At 37.8% G+C, this 15,295-nt stretch carries 12 protein-coding genes and 4 tRNA genes; 11 read left to right on the forward strand and 5 right to left on the reverse strand.

The features are described 5' to 3' along the window. Positions 1 to 9: 9 nt before the first annotated feature. On the reverse strand, positions 10 to 1,725 hold the full coding sequence (locus ACG9ZL_RS19475) for a proline--tRNA ligase (RefSeq protein WP_336954659.1): 1,716 nt from the start codon (positions 1,723 to 1,725) through the stop codon (positions 10 to 12). A gap of 247 nt (positions 1,726 to 1,972) precedes the next feature. Beyond that, positions 1,973 to 2,614 (reverse strand): hypothetical protein, encoded by a 642-nt coding sequence (locus ACG9ZL_RS19480; RefSeq protein ID WP_336954658.1) that lies wholly within the window; start codon positions 2,612 to 2,614, stop codon positions 1,973 to 1,975. A 284-nt stretch (positions 2,615 to 2,898) separates the two neighbouring features. On the opposite strand from ACG9ZL_RS19480, the gene pilG reads away from it, so the two are divergent. From pilG to ACG9ZL_RS19510, 6 genes are all read left to right on the forward strand, one after another. Continuing rightward, entirely contained in the window at positions 2,899 to 3,282 is a 384-nt protein-coding gene (gene pilG, locus ACG9ZL_RS19485) for a twitching motility response regulator PilG (protein ID WP_004723803.1), read from the forward strand. A 20-nt stretch (positions 3,283 to 3,302) separates the two neighbouring features. Continuing rightward, entirely contained in the window at positions 3,303 to 3,671 is a 369-nt protein-coding gene (locus ACG9ZL_RS19490; RefSeq protein WP_336954657.1) for a response regulator, read from the forward strand. A 3-nt stretch (positions 3,672 to 3,674) separates the two neighbouring features. Then, positions 3,675 to 4,211 carry a chemotaxis protein CheW gene (locus ACG9ZL_RS19495; protein ID WP_336954656.1) on the forward strand — a complete coding sequence of 179 codons (537 nt, stop codon included), beginning with the start codon at positions 3,675 to 3,677 and terminating at the stop codon, positions 4,209 to 4,211. 43 nt (positions 4,212 to 4,254) lie between these two features. Further along, a complete protein-coding gene (locus ACG9ZL_RS19500; RefSeq protein ID WP_336954655.1) occupies positions 4,255 to 6,324 on the forward strand; it encodes a methyl-accepting chemotaxis protein in 2,070 nt (689 codons plus the stop codon). Between the two features lie 143 nt (positions 6,325 to 6,467). Further along, positions 6,468 to 10,991, forward strand: a complete 4,524-nt coding sequence (locus ACG9ZL_RS19505) for a hybrid sensor histidine kinase/response regulator (protein ID WP_419361331.1) — start codon at positions 6,468 to 6,470, stop codon at positions 10,989 to 10,991. Between the two features lie 8 nt (positions 10,992 to 10,999). Then, entirely contained in the window at positions 11,000 to 11,464 is a 465-nt protein-coding gene (locus ACG9ZL_RS19510) for a hypothetical protein (protein ID WP_419329189.1), read from the forward strand. Between the two features lie 74 nt (positions 11,465 to 11,538). Here ACG9ZL_RS19510 and dapE read toward each other — a convergent pair whose 3' ends face one another. From dapE to ACG9ZL_RS19525, 3 genes are all read right to left on the reverse strand, one after another. Beyond that, the gene (gene dapE / locus ACG9ZL_RS19515) at positions 11,539 to 12,672 is read right to left on the reverse strand and encodes a succinyl-diaminopimelate desuccinylase (RefSeq protein WP_419361332.1); all 1,134 of its coding nucleotides are present in this window, start codon (positions 12,670 to 12,672) and stop codon (positions 11,539 to 11,541) included. A 155-nt stretch (positions 12,673 to 12,827) separates the two neighbouring features. Then, positions 12,828 to 12,968 carry an entericidin A/B family lipoprotein gene (locus ACG9ZL_RS19520; protein WP_336954649.1) on the reverse strand — a complete coding sequence of 47 codons (141 nt, stop codon included), beginning with the start codon at positions 12,966 to 12,968 and terminating at the stop codon, positions 12,828 to 12,830. A 115-nt stretch (positions 12,969 to 13,083) separates the two neighbouring features. Further along, entirely contained in the window at positions 13,084 to 13,929 is an 846-nt protein-coding gene (locus ACG9ZL_RS19525; RefSeq protein ID WP_419361334.1) for a DUF1853 family protein, read from the reverse strand. Between the two features lie 226 nt (positions 13,930 to 14,155). On the opposite strand from ACG9ZL_RS19525, the gene ACG9ZL_RS19530 reads away from it, so the two are divergent. The 5 genes from ACG9ZL_RS19530 to ACG9ZL_RS19550 all read left to right on the forward strand — a co-directional run bounded on the left by ACG9ZL_RS19530 (position 14,156) and on the right by ACG9ZL_RS19550 (position 15,275). After that, a complete protein-coding gene (locus ACG9ZL_RS19530; protein WP_336954645.1) occupies positions 14,156 to 14,554 on the forward strand; it encodes a YbaN family protein in 399 nt (132 codons plus the stop codon). Positions 14,555 to 14,828: 274 nt separating this feature from the next. Next, positions 14,829 to 14,904: transfer RNA gene (locus ACG9ZL_RS19535), tRNA-Val, on the forward strand. 24 nt (positions 14,905 to 14,928) lie between these two features. Next, positions 14,929 to 15,005 (forward strand) — tRNA-Asp (locus ACG9ZL_RS19540). A 45-nt stretch (positions 15,006 to 15,050) separates the two neighbouring features. After that, positions 15,051 to 15,127, forward strand: a tRNA-Asp gene (locus ACG9ZL_RS19545). 72 nt (positions 15,128 to 15,199) lie between these two features. Further along, positions 15,200 to 15,275: transfer RNA gene (locus tag ACG9ZL_RS19550), tRNA-Val, on the forward strand. Positions 15,276 to 15,295: the final 20 nt, after the last annotated feature.

Below are 15,295 nucleotides of genomic sequence, written 5' to 3' on the forward strand. Positions count from 1 at the left end.
TTGAAAAAACTATTTTACTAATTTAGCCAATAACTCATCTTTACTTAGATTTATAGATTCTGCATCTCTACGACCTTTATATTCGAAAGTACCAGCATCTAAGCCTTTTTCACCAATGACAATACGGTGAGGAATACCCGTTAACTCTAAGTCAGAGAATTTAACGCCTGGACGTTCATTACGATCATCGAGTAAAACATCGTAGCCTGCAGCCTGTAATTCAGCATAAAGTATTTCAGCAGCCTCAAGTGTACGTGGAGATTTTTGAGCATTCATTGGAACAATTGCAACTTCAAAGGGTGCAATCGCAGATGGCCAAATAATACCTTTCTCATCAAAGTTTTGTTCTATTGCTGAAGCGACTACACGTGTTACACCAATCCCGTAACACCCCATCGTCACGACTAAAGGTTTGCCATCATCACCTAAAACTTTACAACCTAATGCTTCAGAATATTTTGTACCTAATTGGAAAATATGACCAACTTCAATACCTCGTTTAATTAAAATTGTTCCTTGACCATCTGGAGAGGGATCACCTTCAACCACATTACGTAAGTCAAAAACTTCTGTAAATTTTGCATCACGCTCCCAATTTATTCCAGTTGCATGTTTATCAACTTCATTGGCACCAGCAACAAAATCAGAAAGTACTGAGGCTGCACGGTCAACAATTACAGTTAAACCTTTATCTACGAGTCCTTGTGGACCACAGAATCCTGCGGTTAAACCTAGAGCATTCAGTTGAGCATCTGTTGCAAATGTTAAAGGTGCAGCAATGAGTGGATGCTTTTCAGCTTTAATTTCATTAAGCTCGTGGTCGCCACGTAAGAATAACGCGATAACTGGGACATGGCCCTTTTCATCAACAACACCTTGTACAAGTAAGGCTTTTACAGATTGAGCTGGATCTGTATTTAAAAATACAGAAACGTCAGCAATTGTTTTTTTATTTGGTGTATCTACAATTTTTAGATCTTGAGTTGGTTCAGCACGCTCACCAGTCAATACTGCTTCAGCCATTTCAACATTGGCCGCATAGTCCGATACTGTTGAAAAGGCGATATCGTCTTCGCCACTTGAAGCAAGTACATGAAACTCATGTGAACCTGAACCACCAATGGAGCCAGTGTCAGCTTGAACAGGGCGAAAATTTAAACCTAAGCGTGTGAAAATTCGGCAATATGTGTCATACATGACATCATAAGTTTCTTGTAATGAGGCTTGATCGACATGAAAAGAATAGGCATCTTTCATAATAAATTCACGAGAACGCATTACGCCGAAACGTGGACGAATTTCATCACGGAATTTAGTTTGAATTTGATAAAAATTCATCGGAAGTTGTTTATAACTTTTTAATTCATTACGAGCTAAATCTGTGATGACTTCCTCATGTGTAGGACCTAATACAAAATCATTGCTATGACGGTCTTTAAAACGCAGCAGTTCTGGACCATATTGTACATAACGACCAGATTCCTCCCATAGCGAAGCTGGTTGTGTTACGGGCATTAATGTTTCCAAAGAGCCTGCACGATTCATTTCCTCACGAACAATCGCTTCAACTTTATTGAGCACACGCACACCCATTGGCAGCCAAGTGTATAAACCTGAAGCCAATTTACGGATCATCCCAGCACGTAACATGAGCTGATGTGAAATGACTTCAGCATCATTTGGGGTTTCTCTTAACGTTGCAAATAAAAAGCGACTCGCGCGCATGGAAACTGTCCTAAAATTTTTAGATTTAAAAAAGGATTATACGATAAAAAAATACGATAAAAAAATAAGCTGAACATTTTTAATGATTGTTTAAATTGAAAACTTTATATTCTTACGCTATCGATGTGATCTGACTTTACTTTTAACTTAAAAGCATCCAACATTGCGGGTGGCTGTTCTCAAAGTTTAGATTTTTTGTTAAGATTTCTTTAATAATAAAGCTGAAAAACTTTTAATTAAAAGGTGATTATTCAAGCTTTTTGAGACGGTTAATAATATCATCATAGTGTGTTTGTGTAGAGCGATAGTTGTTTTGTAGGTTTTCGATATAATTTTTTGTTTTTTCGATATTTTCTGAGTTGTATTTGATCCGATCTTTAAGTGTTACAGGGACGGTATTTCCTTTGCGATAATATTCCATTTCCTGTCGTTTAAGTATAATTCTTGCACTTTGAAGCTGTTTAAGTGTTTGGTTTTGAAGTGCTATTTGTTGTTTTAGACTGTTTAGAAGTTCATTTCTTTTGTTGATTGCAACAGATGAGTTGCCATAAGCACGCTTTAAACGTGCATCTTGTTCTAACTTACGTACTTCAGATGCGCGTGAAGTCGATTGTTGCAAATCTTTTTCGACATTATAAGCTTGGTTGCGTTTGATGACTTGCATATTGCGATCAAGTGCTTCATAACCATTTTTAATGTGTGCCGGTGTAACCGATGTGCTGATGTTAGCAACCCCATTTTTATCATAATACCTATACCATACTGCCTTAGCCGGAGGTGTATCAGCATAGACCGATAACGTGTAAATGAGTAAGCAAACTGAGAGCAAAATACTGAATATTTTTTTTATTTTTGAACCTAAATTTTGGTAATAGATTATTCTATCCATTTAAAGTCTGCCATCCCCAAAAAATCAATGTAAGTTATATGATTTTGAAACTATCTTTGGCCATTTTATGTGGTTACAAAATTTTAATAAACAATTAACTTCTAAAAAAAAGCATAATATTTTTTTTTATGTGAGCTTTGCTGTGTTTTACTGTTTGAAGTGAGATTTCCGACAAGAAATGCTCATTGATAAAGTGAGTTAATATATGTTAAAAAAACATGCTTAATTGTAAAAATAAATCTGTACAGCACAATTCATTCCAAGCTTACGGAAAGGGGCATTAAATGGACGATAAATTTCAAAATTTAAAAGTCATGGTGATCGATGATTCTAAAACTATTCGTCGTACTGCTGAAACATTATTACAAAGAGAAGGTTGTGAGGTTGTCACTGCTGTAGACGGTTTTGAAGCTTTATCTAAAATTGCTGAAGCAAATCCAGATATTGTTTTTGTCGATATCATGATGCCTCGTCTTGATGGCTATCAAACCTGCGCTTTGATTAAAAATTCTCAAAATTATCAAAATATTCCAGTCATCATGTTATCAAGTAAAGATGGCCTGTTTGATCAAGCAAAAGGTCGTGTTGTCGGTTCGGACGAATATTTAACAAAACCATTTAGTAAAGATGAACTATTAAATGCTATTCGCAATCATGTAACTGCTTAACGGTTAATTTGGGGGAAATAATGACAAAAATTTTAATAGTTGATGATTCACCGACAGAAATGTTTAGATTTAAAGAAATTCTAGCTAAACATGGATTCGAGGTGATTGAAGCGACCAATGGGGCAGATGGTATAACACTCGCGCAAGCTGAATTGCCTGATCTTGTTTTAATGGATGTTGTTATGCCAGGTGTAAATGGTTTCCAAGCGACTCGTCAGATCGCGCGCGGTGCGGCCACCAAGCATATTCCGATTGTGATTGTAAGTACTAAAGATCAAGAAACCGACCGCGTTTGGGGAAAACGTCAAGGGGCTTGTGACTACTTAACAAAGCCAATTGATGAGAATCAGCTGATCAATACGATTAAGCAACATCTACAAGCAGGGTAGTGTATGGCAGCAAATGGATTTATCGAATTACTTCGATTGTCTAAGCGAGGAAATAAAAATTACGCTGACAATGAAAATGAAGTAAACCGATGGTCAGGCATTGCATTTGAAATGATGGGGCAATATTTTGTTGCTCCTTTGGGTGAGGTTTCAGAAGTTATTTATCCGCCAAAATATACACCTGTTCCTAATGTTCAAGGTTGGGTGAAAGGTTTAGCAAATATTCGCGGACGATTATTATCAGTTTCTGATTTGGCTTTTTATTTAACGGGGCATAGAAGCCAATTTCTACCTACTCAAAAAGTCTTATGTATTAGTCATAATGACCACTATGTTGGGCTGATCGTAGATCAGGTTTTGGGGATTCAACATTTTAATAAAAAAGGTTTTTTTTCTAAAAATAATGAATTAGAAGAAAACCTTCAAACTTACTGTCAGGGATATTTTCAGCAGCATAATCAAGCTTGGAATATATTCTTATTTAGTCGTTTGTTAAATGATCCTCAATACATGAATGCATCAGAAAAATTTATAAACTAGCTTTGACGCCTAATTAAGAGTTAAGCGAATCGGGAGAAGCTGAATGGGCTTTAAACTAAAGAAGAAAAATACAGGGGATACTGCTCAAAAAAGTAGTTCAGGTGTAGTAACCAAAACCAAATCAAAAATTGATGAATTTGCAAAGTTGTTTGGGGAAAGCGACAAATCTAAGCCATTTATTCAAATGGCCATTGCCAGTATCATCGTTGCGATTATTTTGCTTTTGGTTTTATTCTATACAGTTCCTCGAAATAACGACTTAACTCGTAGTTTGGGTGAATTAAAACTTTTATCACAGACATTATCTCGTCAAGCAACTGAAGCGACGGCATCTGGTTCAGCAGAATCAATTAGTGCTTTAGTTACATCACAAAAGAAATTTAAAGAAAACTTAGATGTCGTCAAAGATATTCATGCGTCTTCAAAACAAGTAGAGGGTGTTGAAAAAATTTGGCAACAAGTTTCTGCTGATATCGACATGATCGCGACACATCAGAAAATTATTAACCAATTATATGATACCAACATTGCTGTTGCTGATGTGATTCCTGGGATGCAGGCTGAATATAACGCAATGGTTGACCAGATGGCTCGTGATAATATGCCAAGTACCCAGGTTGTCATCGCGAAGAACCAAGTATTTCTTGCGGAACGTATTTTACGTTCTATTGGTTCAGTACTAGGTGGTTCTGATAATACACGTGCTTCAGCTGACGACTTTAATGCGGATACCGAAACTTTTGGTACCTACTTAAATGCTCAATTAGATGGTAGTGCTGATTTAGGTGTAACACGTATTGATAAACCTGAACTACGCGAGTCTTTAGAGAGTATTAAAGCTGATTACAATGAAATTGTGCAACTTGCTTCGACTTCTGTATTGAAGAACTCGGATCAGATTTTTAAAGTACGTCAAGCATCGTCAGACATCTTTGCTCAATCGGATAATTTATTAAAAGGTTTGGATCGACTTTCAGTGAATACTGGTGTGGGTACGATTTTACCTGCATTGATTTTAATCCTTGCCCTCGTCGCATTTTTATTTGCAGTATTTAAACTACTCGGTTTACGTAGTGAGTCGGATAAAGTCCGTGTAACACGCTTACAAGATGAGTATGACCGTAACCAGAATGCGATTTTACGTTTACTTGATGAAATTGCCGATTTGGCAGATGGTGATTTAAGTTCGTATGCAACAGTATCGGAAGACTTTACGGGTGCTATTGCCGATTCGATTAACTTTGCGATTGACCAATTACGTGATCTGGTATCTCGAATTAACGATACTTCTCAAGAAGTTGCACAATATACTCAGAATACGCAACAGATTACTAACCAATTGGCTGAAGCCTCTGAGCATCAGGCTCAAGAGATTGCAGGGGCATCAACAGCGATTAATGAAATTGCACAGTCCATTGACCACGTATCTGCAAATGCGGCTGAATCAGCAGAAGTAGCACAGCGTTCAGTACAAATTGCATCCAATGGTGCAGATGTGGTAAACCGCTCAATCGAAGGTATGGATACCATTCGTGAACAGATTCAAGAAACTTCTAAGCGTATTAAACGTTTGGGTGAATCTTCTCAAGAGATTGGTAACATTGTATCGCTAATTAATGATATTGCCGACCAAACCAACATTCTGGCATTGAATGCAGCAATTCAGGCATCTATGGCTGGTGAAGCGGGACGTGGTTTCGCTGTGGTTGCGGATGAGGTACAGCGCCTTGCTGAACGTTCAGCATCTGCAACGAAACAGATTGAAACGCTGGTTAAAACCATTCAGACCGATACCAACGAAGCTGTAATTTCAATGGAACAAACCACATCGGAAGTTGTGCGTGGTGCGAACCTTGCAAAAGATGCGGGCGTTGCTTTGGGTGAAATTCAAACGGTATCAAGTAATTTGGCTGGTTTGATTGAAAGTATTTCTGAGTCGGCTAAATTGCAGTCTGCTTCAGCAGGTCATATTGCAAATACGATGAATGTCGTACAAGAAATTACTTCACAAACTACAGGGGCAACGTTTGATACAGCCCGTTCGGTTTCTGAATTGGCAAGTATGGCGGATTCATTACGTCAATCAGTTTCAGACTTTAAATTACCTGACTAAAACGATTGATACTTTATACGTGCAATATCTCCTGTAACAAGTGGGTATTGCACTGAATGGAAAGCCTTCTAAAGCCATTCAGATTGACTGTATTTTGAAAGGTTTTAGTCCCAAAGACGGGAACTAACATAGAAGCCTGAGCTATGAAAGAAATATTAAAACATTTAGTGGAACATGTCACTTTACCTGAAGATGAGTATCTTGGTCAGGATGATGAAATTTTAGAAATTTTTGTAGAAGAACTCGAAGAAATTTTTGAATTGTTACAAACGTCTCTTGATCGCTGGCAACTCGAAGAGTTTAAAGATACAGAATTGGTCAATATTCGCCGTTATTTTCATACTCTTAAAGGGTCTGGACGCATGGTGGGGGCTAAACGTTCTGGTGAGCTTGCTTGGACTGTTGAAGATACATTAAATCGTACTATTACGAAAAATCTGGAACTTACTGCTGAGATTCAACAATATGTACGCGCAGTATTTAATATTTATAAGTTTAAACTGTATTCAGAGTTTTTAAATAGAAAACCGCATCATTTAGCTTTAGCACCTTTGGTGTATATGGGGCAACAATTACAACAGAAACAAAGCTTAGAACCTGCTTTAGGCGAGTTACTGGCATTATCAAATACACTAGATAATGAAAATGTCATTACGGGGTTGGAGATTGGCGAAGATACGGTAATAGCAGACCTAATCTCTATGACAACTCCGCATGTGATTGATCCAGTTGTAAGTGGTTCCTTAAATACTGTTGAAGATGTAGTGCTTGAATCGACGATTTTAGATGATAGTTTAACATCTGAAACCTTGGAGATTTTTGTCGAAGAGTCAGAGGAACATCTGGCGGCAATTAAAGACTTTTTGCACTTAGAAGAACATACGCCTGATCAATATAATCGCTTGATTCGTGCCTTACATACTTTGCGTGGTAGTTCTTCAATGGCGCATGTCAATGAGGTCTTTGAAGCAAGTGGTAAAGTAGAGCATTTATTTAAAGTATTGGTTCAAGAAGATACTGAATCTTCAAAAAATGAAAATGCTTTACTAACCTACTATGCTGAATTTGTCAGTGACTATCTCTATGTTTTAAAGCTGAAAGGTAATCAAGCCATTGAGCTGAAAACTATATATCAAAAATTTAATGATGCTTGGGAGCGTTATGATTTCCAACACCAATACCAGCATTCACAAACGGGGTTAGTCACACAATTAGTTGATCTGGAGATTGATCTACTGTTAGATGCCGAGTTTGAGTTTGATAAGCGAGCCCAAGTTGAATATCCAGCATATTTCCAACAGCTAACACAACAAGCACAGATGCTGATTGATCATACTAATAATCGTGCTGCACAAGGCATCCATGATTTTAGTCTGGCTTTAAAAGATGGCTATGAGCAAGTTATTCGCAAGCCTGATTTATTAAATACTGATTATGCTTTTGAAATGTTTTCTAAGGCGCATCAAGAATTTATTCATTTATTCGACACCTTGGCCTCAGGCCAACGGGTCAGCTTAAATGATTCAACACAAGCGATTCTGGCTGAGTTACATGACTATTTACACCAAGAAATAGACACAAGTATTGATGATCAGACTATTGAAACAAGTATAGAGCCGGAAATTGAGCAACAGTCAAGTACAGTATTCATTGAAGTAAATCCTGTTGAATCAGTGGGTAATTATGTACTGACACAAATTAATCTTGATAAACAGAATATTGACTCAGAGCATAGTCAGCGTGAATTTGATGCAGATGTCTTAGACATTTTTATTGAAGAAGCGGATGAGTTGTTGGTTGGGATGGATCATGACTTAAATACTTGGTCAAGCCATCCTGATGACACAACTGCATTAAATAATTTGATGCGTTATTTGCATACCTTAAAAGGTGGGGCAAATATGGTTCAAGCCACCTTTATTGGTTTGATTGCACATGAGTTAGAAACGATTTATGAACGAGTGATCAAAGGTCAGCTCAAAGCTGAACCACATCTTATTCAATCTATTCGTTTAATTCAGGATGATGTGGCAGATCGTATTCAATTGATTCGTGAAAAAGCAATCGATTATCCTGCGACTCACATTCTCAATGTTTTACAAAATATTGATCAGCAACGTCCGATTGACACGAGCCAAGCTTCAACAGCACTTGAATCGCAATTTACCCATGATTTATCAGATTTGCATGAAGTTGAATATATTGAAGATGAAATTGTTTTAACGAACGATCCAATATCGGAACAGCTTGAAATTGAACAATCTGATAAAGATCATCAATCAGCAATTAATGATCATCACTTGTTTGTAGATATTGATCAAGATCTGAATTTGGATCCTGTTGAAATGATTGCTCAAGAAACTTTTATTGAAGAGGCTCGAGAGCTGATTGATGAAGGTCTAAGCATTTTAACTCAATGGTTTGATCACCGAAGTAATCGTAGCTTCTTACTCCAATTACAACGTATTGCACACAGCTTAAAAGGTGGTGCGAAGATGGTGAAATTGGAAGAAGTCGCGGATATTGCTTATGAGTTGGAAAATGCATTTGAACAATTTGGTTTACATAATTTTAACTCAAATGTTTATGATGGCTTGCTGGAAAAAACCTTTCATTGGCTAGATACAGCTATTTTTAAACATGATTATGACAACTTTGAAAGCTTAAAATCGAGTTTAAATAGCATTGAATATGTTGATGTATCTGCACAGCTTCCAGAAAAATTATCCCGTACCAATTTAATTTTTGAGCAATCAATTAATGAGTTTGTTCAGGGGGATGGCACTGAGCCACCGTCAATGTTGGGTGAATGGGATCTTTCACAAAAAACTGAATCCAACAATGAGATGATCCGTATCTCTGCGGATTTAGTCGAAAAAATGATTGATCTTTCTGGTGAGAATGCAATTAACCGTTCACGTATTGAGATGGATCTAGGGCAGTTAGGTAATACCTTGACTGATATGGAGTTGGCAATCCAACGTTTGGCTGATCAGCTACGCCGAATGGAAGGCGAGTTGGAAAGTCAAATCATTGCAAAACATGGTGATTTAAGCTCTCGTTATGCCGATTTTGACCCTTTAGAAATGGATCAATATTCATCTCTAAATCAGTTATCAAAATCGCTGGCTGAATCTGCATCTGACTTGGTTGATTTTAAGACCACACTGGCTGAAAAGATTCGTGATACTGAAGGCTTATTGCTGCAGCAATCTCGTATTCAAGCTGAAATTCAGGAAAGCTTGATGCGTACTCGTCTTGTACCATTCTCAAGATTGTTACCTCGATTACAGCGCTTGGTTCGCCAGACCTCTTCAACAGTTAATAAGCCCACTGAGCTTTTAGTCAATAATACTGAAGGGGAATTGGACCGCAATATTCTGGAAAAGTTAGTTTCGCCGTTAGAACATATGCTACGTAATGCGATTGACCACGGGATAGAAGATGCCGAACAGCGTCAGAAATCTGGCAAAGCGTTGACAGGTCGAATTGATTTGAATATTAGTCGTCAAGGTACAGATGTGCTTGTATCGTTTAAAGATGATGGTAAAGGAATTGATCCAAAAGTTATTCGTGACAAAGCGATCGAAAAAGGGTTGATCAAAACTGATCAACAGTTAGAGCCTGAGGAAATACTTCAGTTTATTTTCCATCCTGGTTTCAGTACAGCACAGCAAGTAACACAAATCTCTGGTCGTGGTGTTGGCTTGGATGTCGTGCAAAGTGAAATTAAATCACTTGGTGGACAAGTGAGTGTCAGTTCTGAATTAGGTTACGGCTCAACCTTTACAATTACTGTACCCACAACAGTTGCGGTTAGTGATGCCTTGATGGTGAAAGTGGGTGATCAGCAATTTGCAGTGCCATTATCGCAAATTGATCGTATTGTTCGAATTTCTCCAGCTGCTTTGGAAGAGTATTTTGAAACTCAAAATGACTATTTTGACATCGATTTCCAGAGCTATAAACTACGTTATTTAGGTGAGTTCACAGCGAGTCAAGTCACTCCACGTTTACACGGGCTTGCACATTCATTACCGGTATTGCTGATCAAGGGAAGCTTAGGACAATCTATTGCCATTCTTGTCGATCAATTAATTGGTTCACGCTCACAAATTGTGGTCAAACCAATTGGTAAGCAGTTTGCAACAATCAATGCGATTGCAGGTGCAACCATTCTTGGTGATGGGCAGGTTTGTTTGATTCTTGATGGGCAAAATATTGCACGACAGGTTCAGGCATCTACTCGTAGTAGTGCTGAACATCTTCAACAGGACAAACAACGTCATCGTGATCAACGCCGTTTGATTATGATTGTGGATGATTCAGTTACAGTTCGTAAGGTCACTTCACGTTTGCTAGAGCGTCAAGGTTTCGATGTGATTACTGCCAAAGATGGCGTGGATGCGATTGAACAACTTGAAAATGTCAAACCAGACTTGATGTTGCTGGATATTGAAATGCCTCGAATGGATGGCTTTGAAGTCACAAATTTGGTTCGCCACCATGAAATTCACCGCGATTTGCCTATTATTATGATTACGTCACGAACAGGGGAAAAACATCGTGAACGTGCATTTAGCTTAGGGGTGACAAATTATATGGGTAAACCATTCCAAGAAGCTGATTTATTGGAAAATATTGATGCTTTGTTGACGGTTAAATAGGAGCACTCATGATAAAGAATATCGAAAAATCTTCCATTGATAAAATTAGCACACGAGAATTACAGCACTTAATTACGGTGTCTACTGGATTTATTGATGCATATATTATTGATTGTTATGATAAAGCACCGATGTTGTTACCACAAAATGTGGTGCTTTCTGCTCAGAATAGTCCGACCTATGTTAATGTCGTAGAATGGCATGAAAAGAAGTTACCGACTTTTAGTGTGAATGATCCTAAAAAGACACTGGGTGTCGCATTGATCATTGAAGGGGAAGACGCAGATGAGCGTTTTGCCTTGATGTGCAATGAAATGCCAAGTTCGATACGGTTACGTATTTCTGAAGTAGTCGATGCAGAGGATACAGTTAAAGATAAAACTATTTTACAGTATGTGAAAATTGGTGATCAGACTTATCATGTGCCAGATCTAGATCAAATTCAGTTACAGATTGGGATAAAGAAGACTTAATCTGTCATAACTCCAAAGAATATCAATAAAAAGGACGCGTTTACGTCCTTTTTATTGATTGAAAATTATAAAACTTAAGCAAGTAATTCGACTAAGATTTGTTCGTAGATCTCAGCTAATGGCTCTAATTCATCAATGTTTACATGTTCATTAATTTGGTGAATAGTTGCATTCAAAACACCTAACTCTAGCACTTGAGCACCTGTAGGCGCAATAAAACGTCCATCAGAAGTCCCACCACTGGTTGATAGTTTGGTCTCTGTTCCTGTCACGTTCTTAATTGCAGTTTGTGCAGCATTGACCAACTCGCCAACTGGAGTTAAGAACGGCAAACCTGATAAAGTCCATTCAATATCATATTCAACATTATGAAGATTTAGAATTTCAACAACGCGTCGTTTAAGCTGATCCGCAGTAACTTCAGTAGAATAACGGAAGTTAAAGGTTACTGTCATGTTGCCAGGTACAACATTGGTTGCTCCAGTACCTGCTTGAATATTGGAAATCTGAAAAGAAGTTGCAGGGAAATACTCATTGCCATTGTCCCAAACAGTATCACATAATTCAGATAAGGCTTTTGATGCAGTATGAATTGGGTTAATGGCTAAATGTGGATAGGCAACATGACCTTGCTTACCTTTTACAGTTAATACTGCATTTAATGAGCCACGACGACCATTTTTTACTATATCCCCCAACGTATCTGTACTTGAAGGCTCACCTACCAGACACCATGTCATTTTTTCATTACGTGCTTCTAAAGTTTCAACTACTTTAACCGTACCATTGATAGAAGGGCCTTCTTCATCAGAAGTAATTAAAAAAGCAATAGAACCTTTATGGTTGGGATGATTTTTCACAAAACGTTCTGATGCAACCACCATTGCGGCCAATGCTGTTTTCATATCAGCACTACCACGACCATAAAGTTTACCATCTCGAATTTCAGGTAAGAATGGATCAGACTCCCATGCATCTAGATGCCCTGTAGGTACCACATCGGTATGACCTGCAAAACAGAAAACTGGAGATGCTGTTCCGCGTCTTGCCCAAAGATTATCAACATCCTCAAAACGCATATTTTCAATATTAAAGCCGATAGCAGATAGACGATCTGCCATAATGGTTTGGCAAGTGTGATCTATAGGTGTCACAGAAGGCTGGCGAAGAAGTTGTAAACTCAGTTCTAAAGTATCCGAATGATTCATGGACATTGATCAAGTAAGTAAATTGAATAATATAATAGAGGAAGATAAAACCGAATGAAAACCTAAAAACGAGAGAAAGTAGAAAACTATTTAAATCAGCATTAAAAAGCCTTATCTAATTAGATAAGGCTCATGTTGTAGAATAAAATTGAGAATTACAATTTATTTTCAACTTTTTCTGCAGAATTCGATACAGCATCCCCCGCTTTAGAGACATCCTTGCCAACACCTTTAAATGTGTTGCAACCAGCTAAAACAAAAGCGAATAACATTGAAACTGCTAAAATTTTTTTCATTACTATCTCCGTGTTTCACGCGTTAATTAGAATTTTAGTATACGAGTATCTCGTAAATATATCGTTATGCTTTTATGAGTGAATTCGTTAATCCATGTATAAGAAACGTGAATAATTAAGCATTTATGTCAAAAGAAAATACCAGAGGGGCTTGGCGGTACATATAAAATTGTAGGGTACTTGTGTTGTGATATAAGCCATTACACCACCATTGTGCAACAGGTGAGCTTTGCTCTAGATCTGGACAAATCCATTCATGCCGCTGTAACCGATAATACCCTGTTTCAATATGATGACCCCACTGTCCCAATCGATGTTGAGTATTGATCCATGAGGGAAGTACAGTAAGGTCTGCAAGATTTGGCAAATAAAGTTGTCCTTTCATTATAGCCAGCCTCTTTTCAATTTTAAAATCTAGAGCCTGTGTAAATTGAAATTGTTTTTTTGAGAAATGATTAAGTTTTCGTAAAAGAGTGTCACTACGGTTTAGACCATACCAATGCATTAATTGTAAGTTTGATTCGCCTAAATAGTACTTTAAAGCAACTTCCCAATGCTCGATCTGTTTTGTGGCCTGATTACGAACAAGGAAATCAATTTCGCCTAATGTATTCTTTGCTTCAATGATTTGGATACTATGCTGAATGAGTTGATAATGTTGATTGGCTTCATCTTGCAACCAGAACCAAAATAAATATTCAAAACGTAACCCTAAACGTGTACTTTTGAGTTGTTGCAAAAATTCAATGAGTGGGGTGGGGTCGTGATCGAGTTGATCTAAGCGCGTTTGAAAATCTATATATTGTTGTTGCCAAAACCCCGTGTCGTGTACTTCAAAACGATTTTTAATTTCTAATTCATCAGGCAGATGCTGAATAATATTGGGACTGGCAATGCAAAAAGCCAATTGACGAACAATAGGGTGTTTGTACTTTAACCAAGGCTCAAAGTAGTCTGTCATTGTATGCTGTCCTAAGCTGAGGACTCACTCAGTTTATTTTTAAAGAAAAGGTTTTTAGTGTATTGAGATTCAAGCAAATAAGTAGATATACATGCAAGCTCAATTTGACTGTATTGGAAATGATGAACATCGTGATTTTAAAATACAATGATTTCAATTGATTTAAAATATACTGGCAAAATCATTTGGGCGGTATACTAGTCGAATGGGCAGATTGAGTTAATCTATGAAAGTTTTGTTTTGGCGAACATTGGTGATTGTTTTTATTGTACTCGGGTTTATCGGGGCAATATTACCAGGAATGCCAACGACAGTTTTCCTCATCTTGGCAGCTTGGGCGGCATCAAAAGGTTGGCCACAGGTGGATGCTTGGTTACTCAATCATCCCAAATATGGTGCAACGCTTCGTGCATGGCGTGAAAATGGCACAGTACCACGTAAAGCAAAGTGGATCGCCAGTATTATGATGTTGATCAGTGGGGTGATTATGTTATTCACCAATGCGCCATTGGCTGTGAAAATTTTTACCGATGTGACCATGTTAATTGTGGCTATCTGGCTTTGGTTACGTCCTGAACCAAAACTTACTATAAAAAATCTGAATGAAGTGGATAAATCCGAATAGCCTTTATTCGGTATTTTTAATCACTGAAAATCTTATTAAGTCTAGATGAAATGAATAATACGATTAAAATAGTGATTAAATGATCAGCTAAATTTATTTAAATACAGGTTTTAAAACTTTATAAATAGATAAATAATAAACAAAAAACACCAATTAAAACAAAAATGATCTATTTTTTAATCACTCAAATCTAAAATAGGTAAAACATCGAGAAAAGCGTTTGACACTCAGTAAAGATTCTCTATAATGCACCTCACAAACGATGAAGTCGTTAGGGCGCTTAGCTCAGTTGGTAGAGCGTCTGCCTTACAAGCAGAATGTCGGCGGTTCGATCCCGTCAGCGCCCACCAAGCTTTAACGTTGAATTTTTTAGTGCAGCGGTAGTTCAGTTGGTTAGAATATCGGCCTGTCACGCCGAGGGTCGCGGGTTCGAGTCCCGTCCGCTGCGCCACTTAAATTCAATCATCGTATGTGTAGCAATTTTATTGTTAAAAGTGCAGCGGTAGTTCAGTTGGTTAGAATATCGGCCTGTCACGCCGAGGGTCGCGGGTTCGAGTCCCGTCCGCTGCGCCACTTTACAATGATTTTGTAGTAAGATGTAATACCTAATTAGAATTTAAATAGTTTTTTATTTTTTCTAGTTTAGGGCGCTTAGCTCAGTTGGTAGAGCGTCTGCCTTACAAGCAGAATGTCGGCGGTTCGATCCCGTCAGCGCCCACCATATACAACGCAGCGGTAGTT

Source organism: Acinetobacter legionensis (assembly GCF_048551735.1).
Classification (GTDB): domain Bacteria; phylum Pseudomonadota; class Gammaproteobacteria; order Pseudomonadales; family Moraxellaceae; genus Acinetobacter.

Coding starts and splice junctions, on each gene's coding strand:
- ACG9ZL_RS19505 (WP_419361331.1), top strand. CDS start 6,468: ATGAAAGAAATATTAAAACATTTAGTGGAACATGTCACTTTACCTGAA.
- ACG9ZL_RS19530 (WP_336954645.1), top strand. CDS start 14,156: ATGAAAGTTTTGTTTTGGCGAACATTGGTGATTGTTTTTATTGTACTC.
- ACG9ZL_RS19475 (WP_336954659.1), bottom strand. CDS start 1,725: ATGCGCGCGAGTCGCTTTTTATTTGCAACGTTAAGAGAAACCCCAAAT.
- ACG9ZL_RS19495 (WP_336954656.1), top strand. CDS start 3,675: ATGGCAGCAAATGGATTTATCGAATTACTTCGATTGTCTAAGCGAGGA.
- pilG (WP_004723803.1), top strand. CDS start 2,899: ATGGACGATAAATTTCAAAATTTAAAAGTCATGGTGATCGATGATTCT.
- ACG9ZL_RS19480 (WP_336954658.1), bottom strand. CDS start 2,614: ATGGATAGAATAATCTATTACCAAAATTTAGGTTCAAAAATAAAAAAA.
- ACG9ZL_RS19490 (WP_336954657.1), top strand. CDS start 3,303: ATGACAAAAATTTTAATAGTTGATGATTCACCGACAGAAATGTTTAGA.
- dapE (WP_419361332.1), bottom strand. CDS start 12,672: ATGAATCATTCGGATACTTTAGAACTGAGTTTACAACTTCTTCGCCAG.
- ACG9ZL_RS19520 (WP_336954649.1), bottom strand. CDS start 12,968: ATGAAAAAAATTTTAGCAGTTTCAATGTTATTCGCTTTTGTTTTAGCT.
- ACG9ZL_RS19510 (WP_419329189.1), top strand. CDS start 11,000: ATGATAAAGAATATCGAAAAATCTTCCATTGATAAAATTAGCACACGA.
- ACG9ZL_RS19525 (WP_419361334.1), bottom strand. CDS start 13,929: ATGACAGACTACTTTGAGCCTTGGTTAAAGTACAAACACCCTATTGTT.
- ACG9ZL_RS19500 (WP_336954655.1), top strand. CDS start 4,255: ATGGGCTTTAAACTAAAGAAGAAAAATACAGGGGATACTGCTCAAAAA.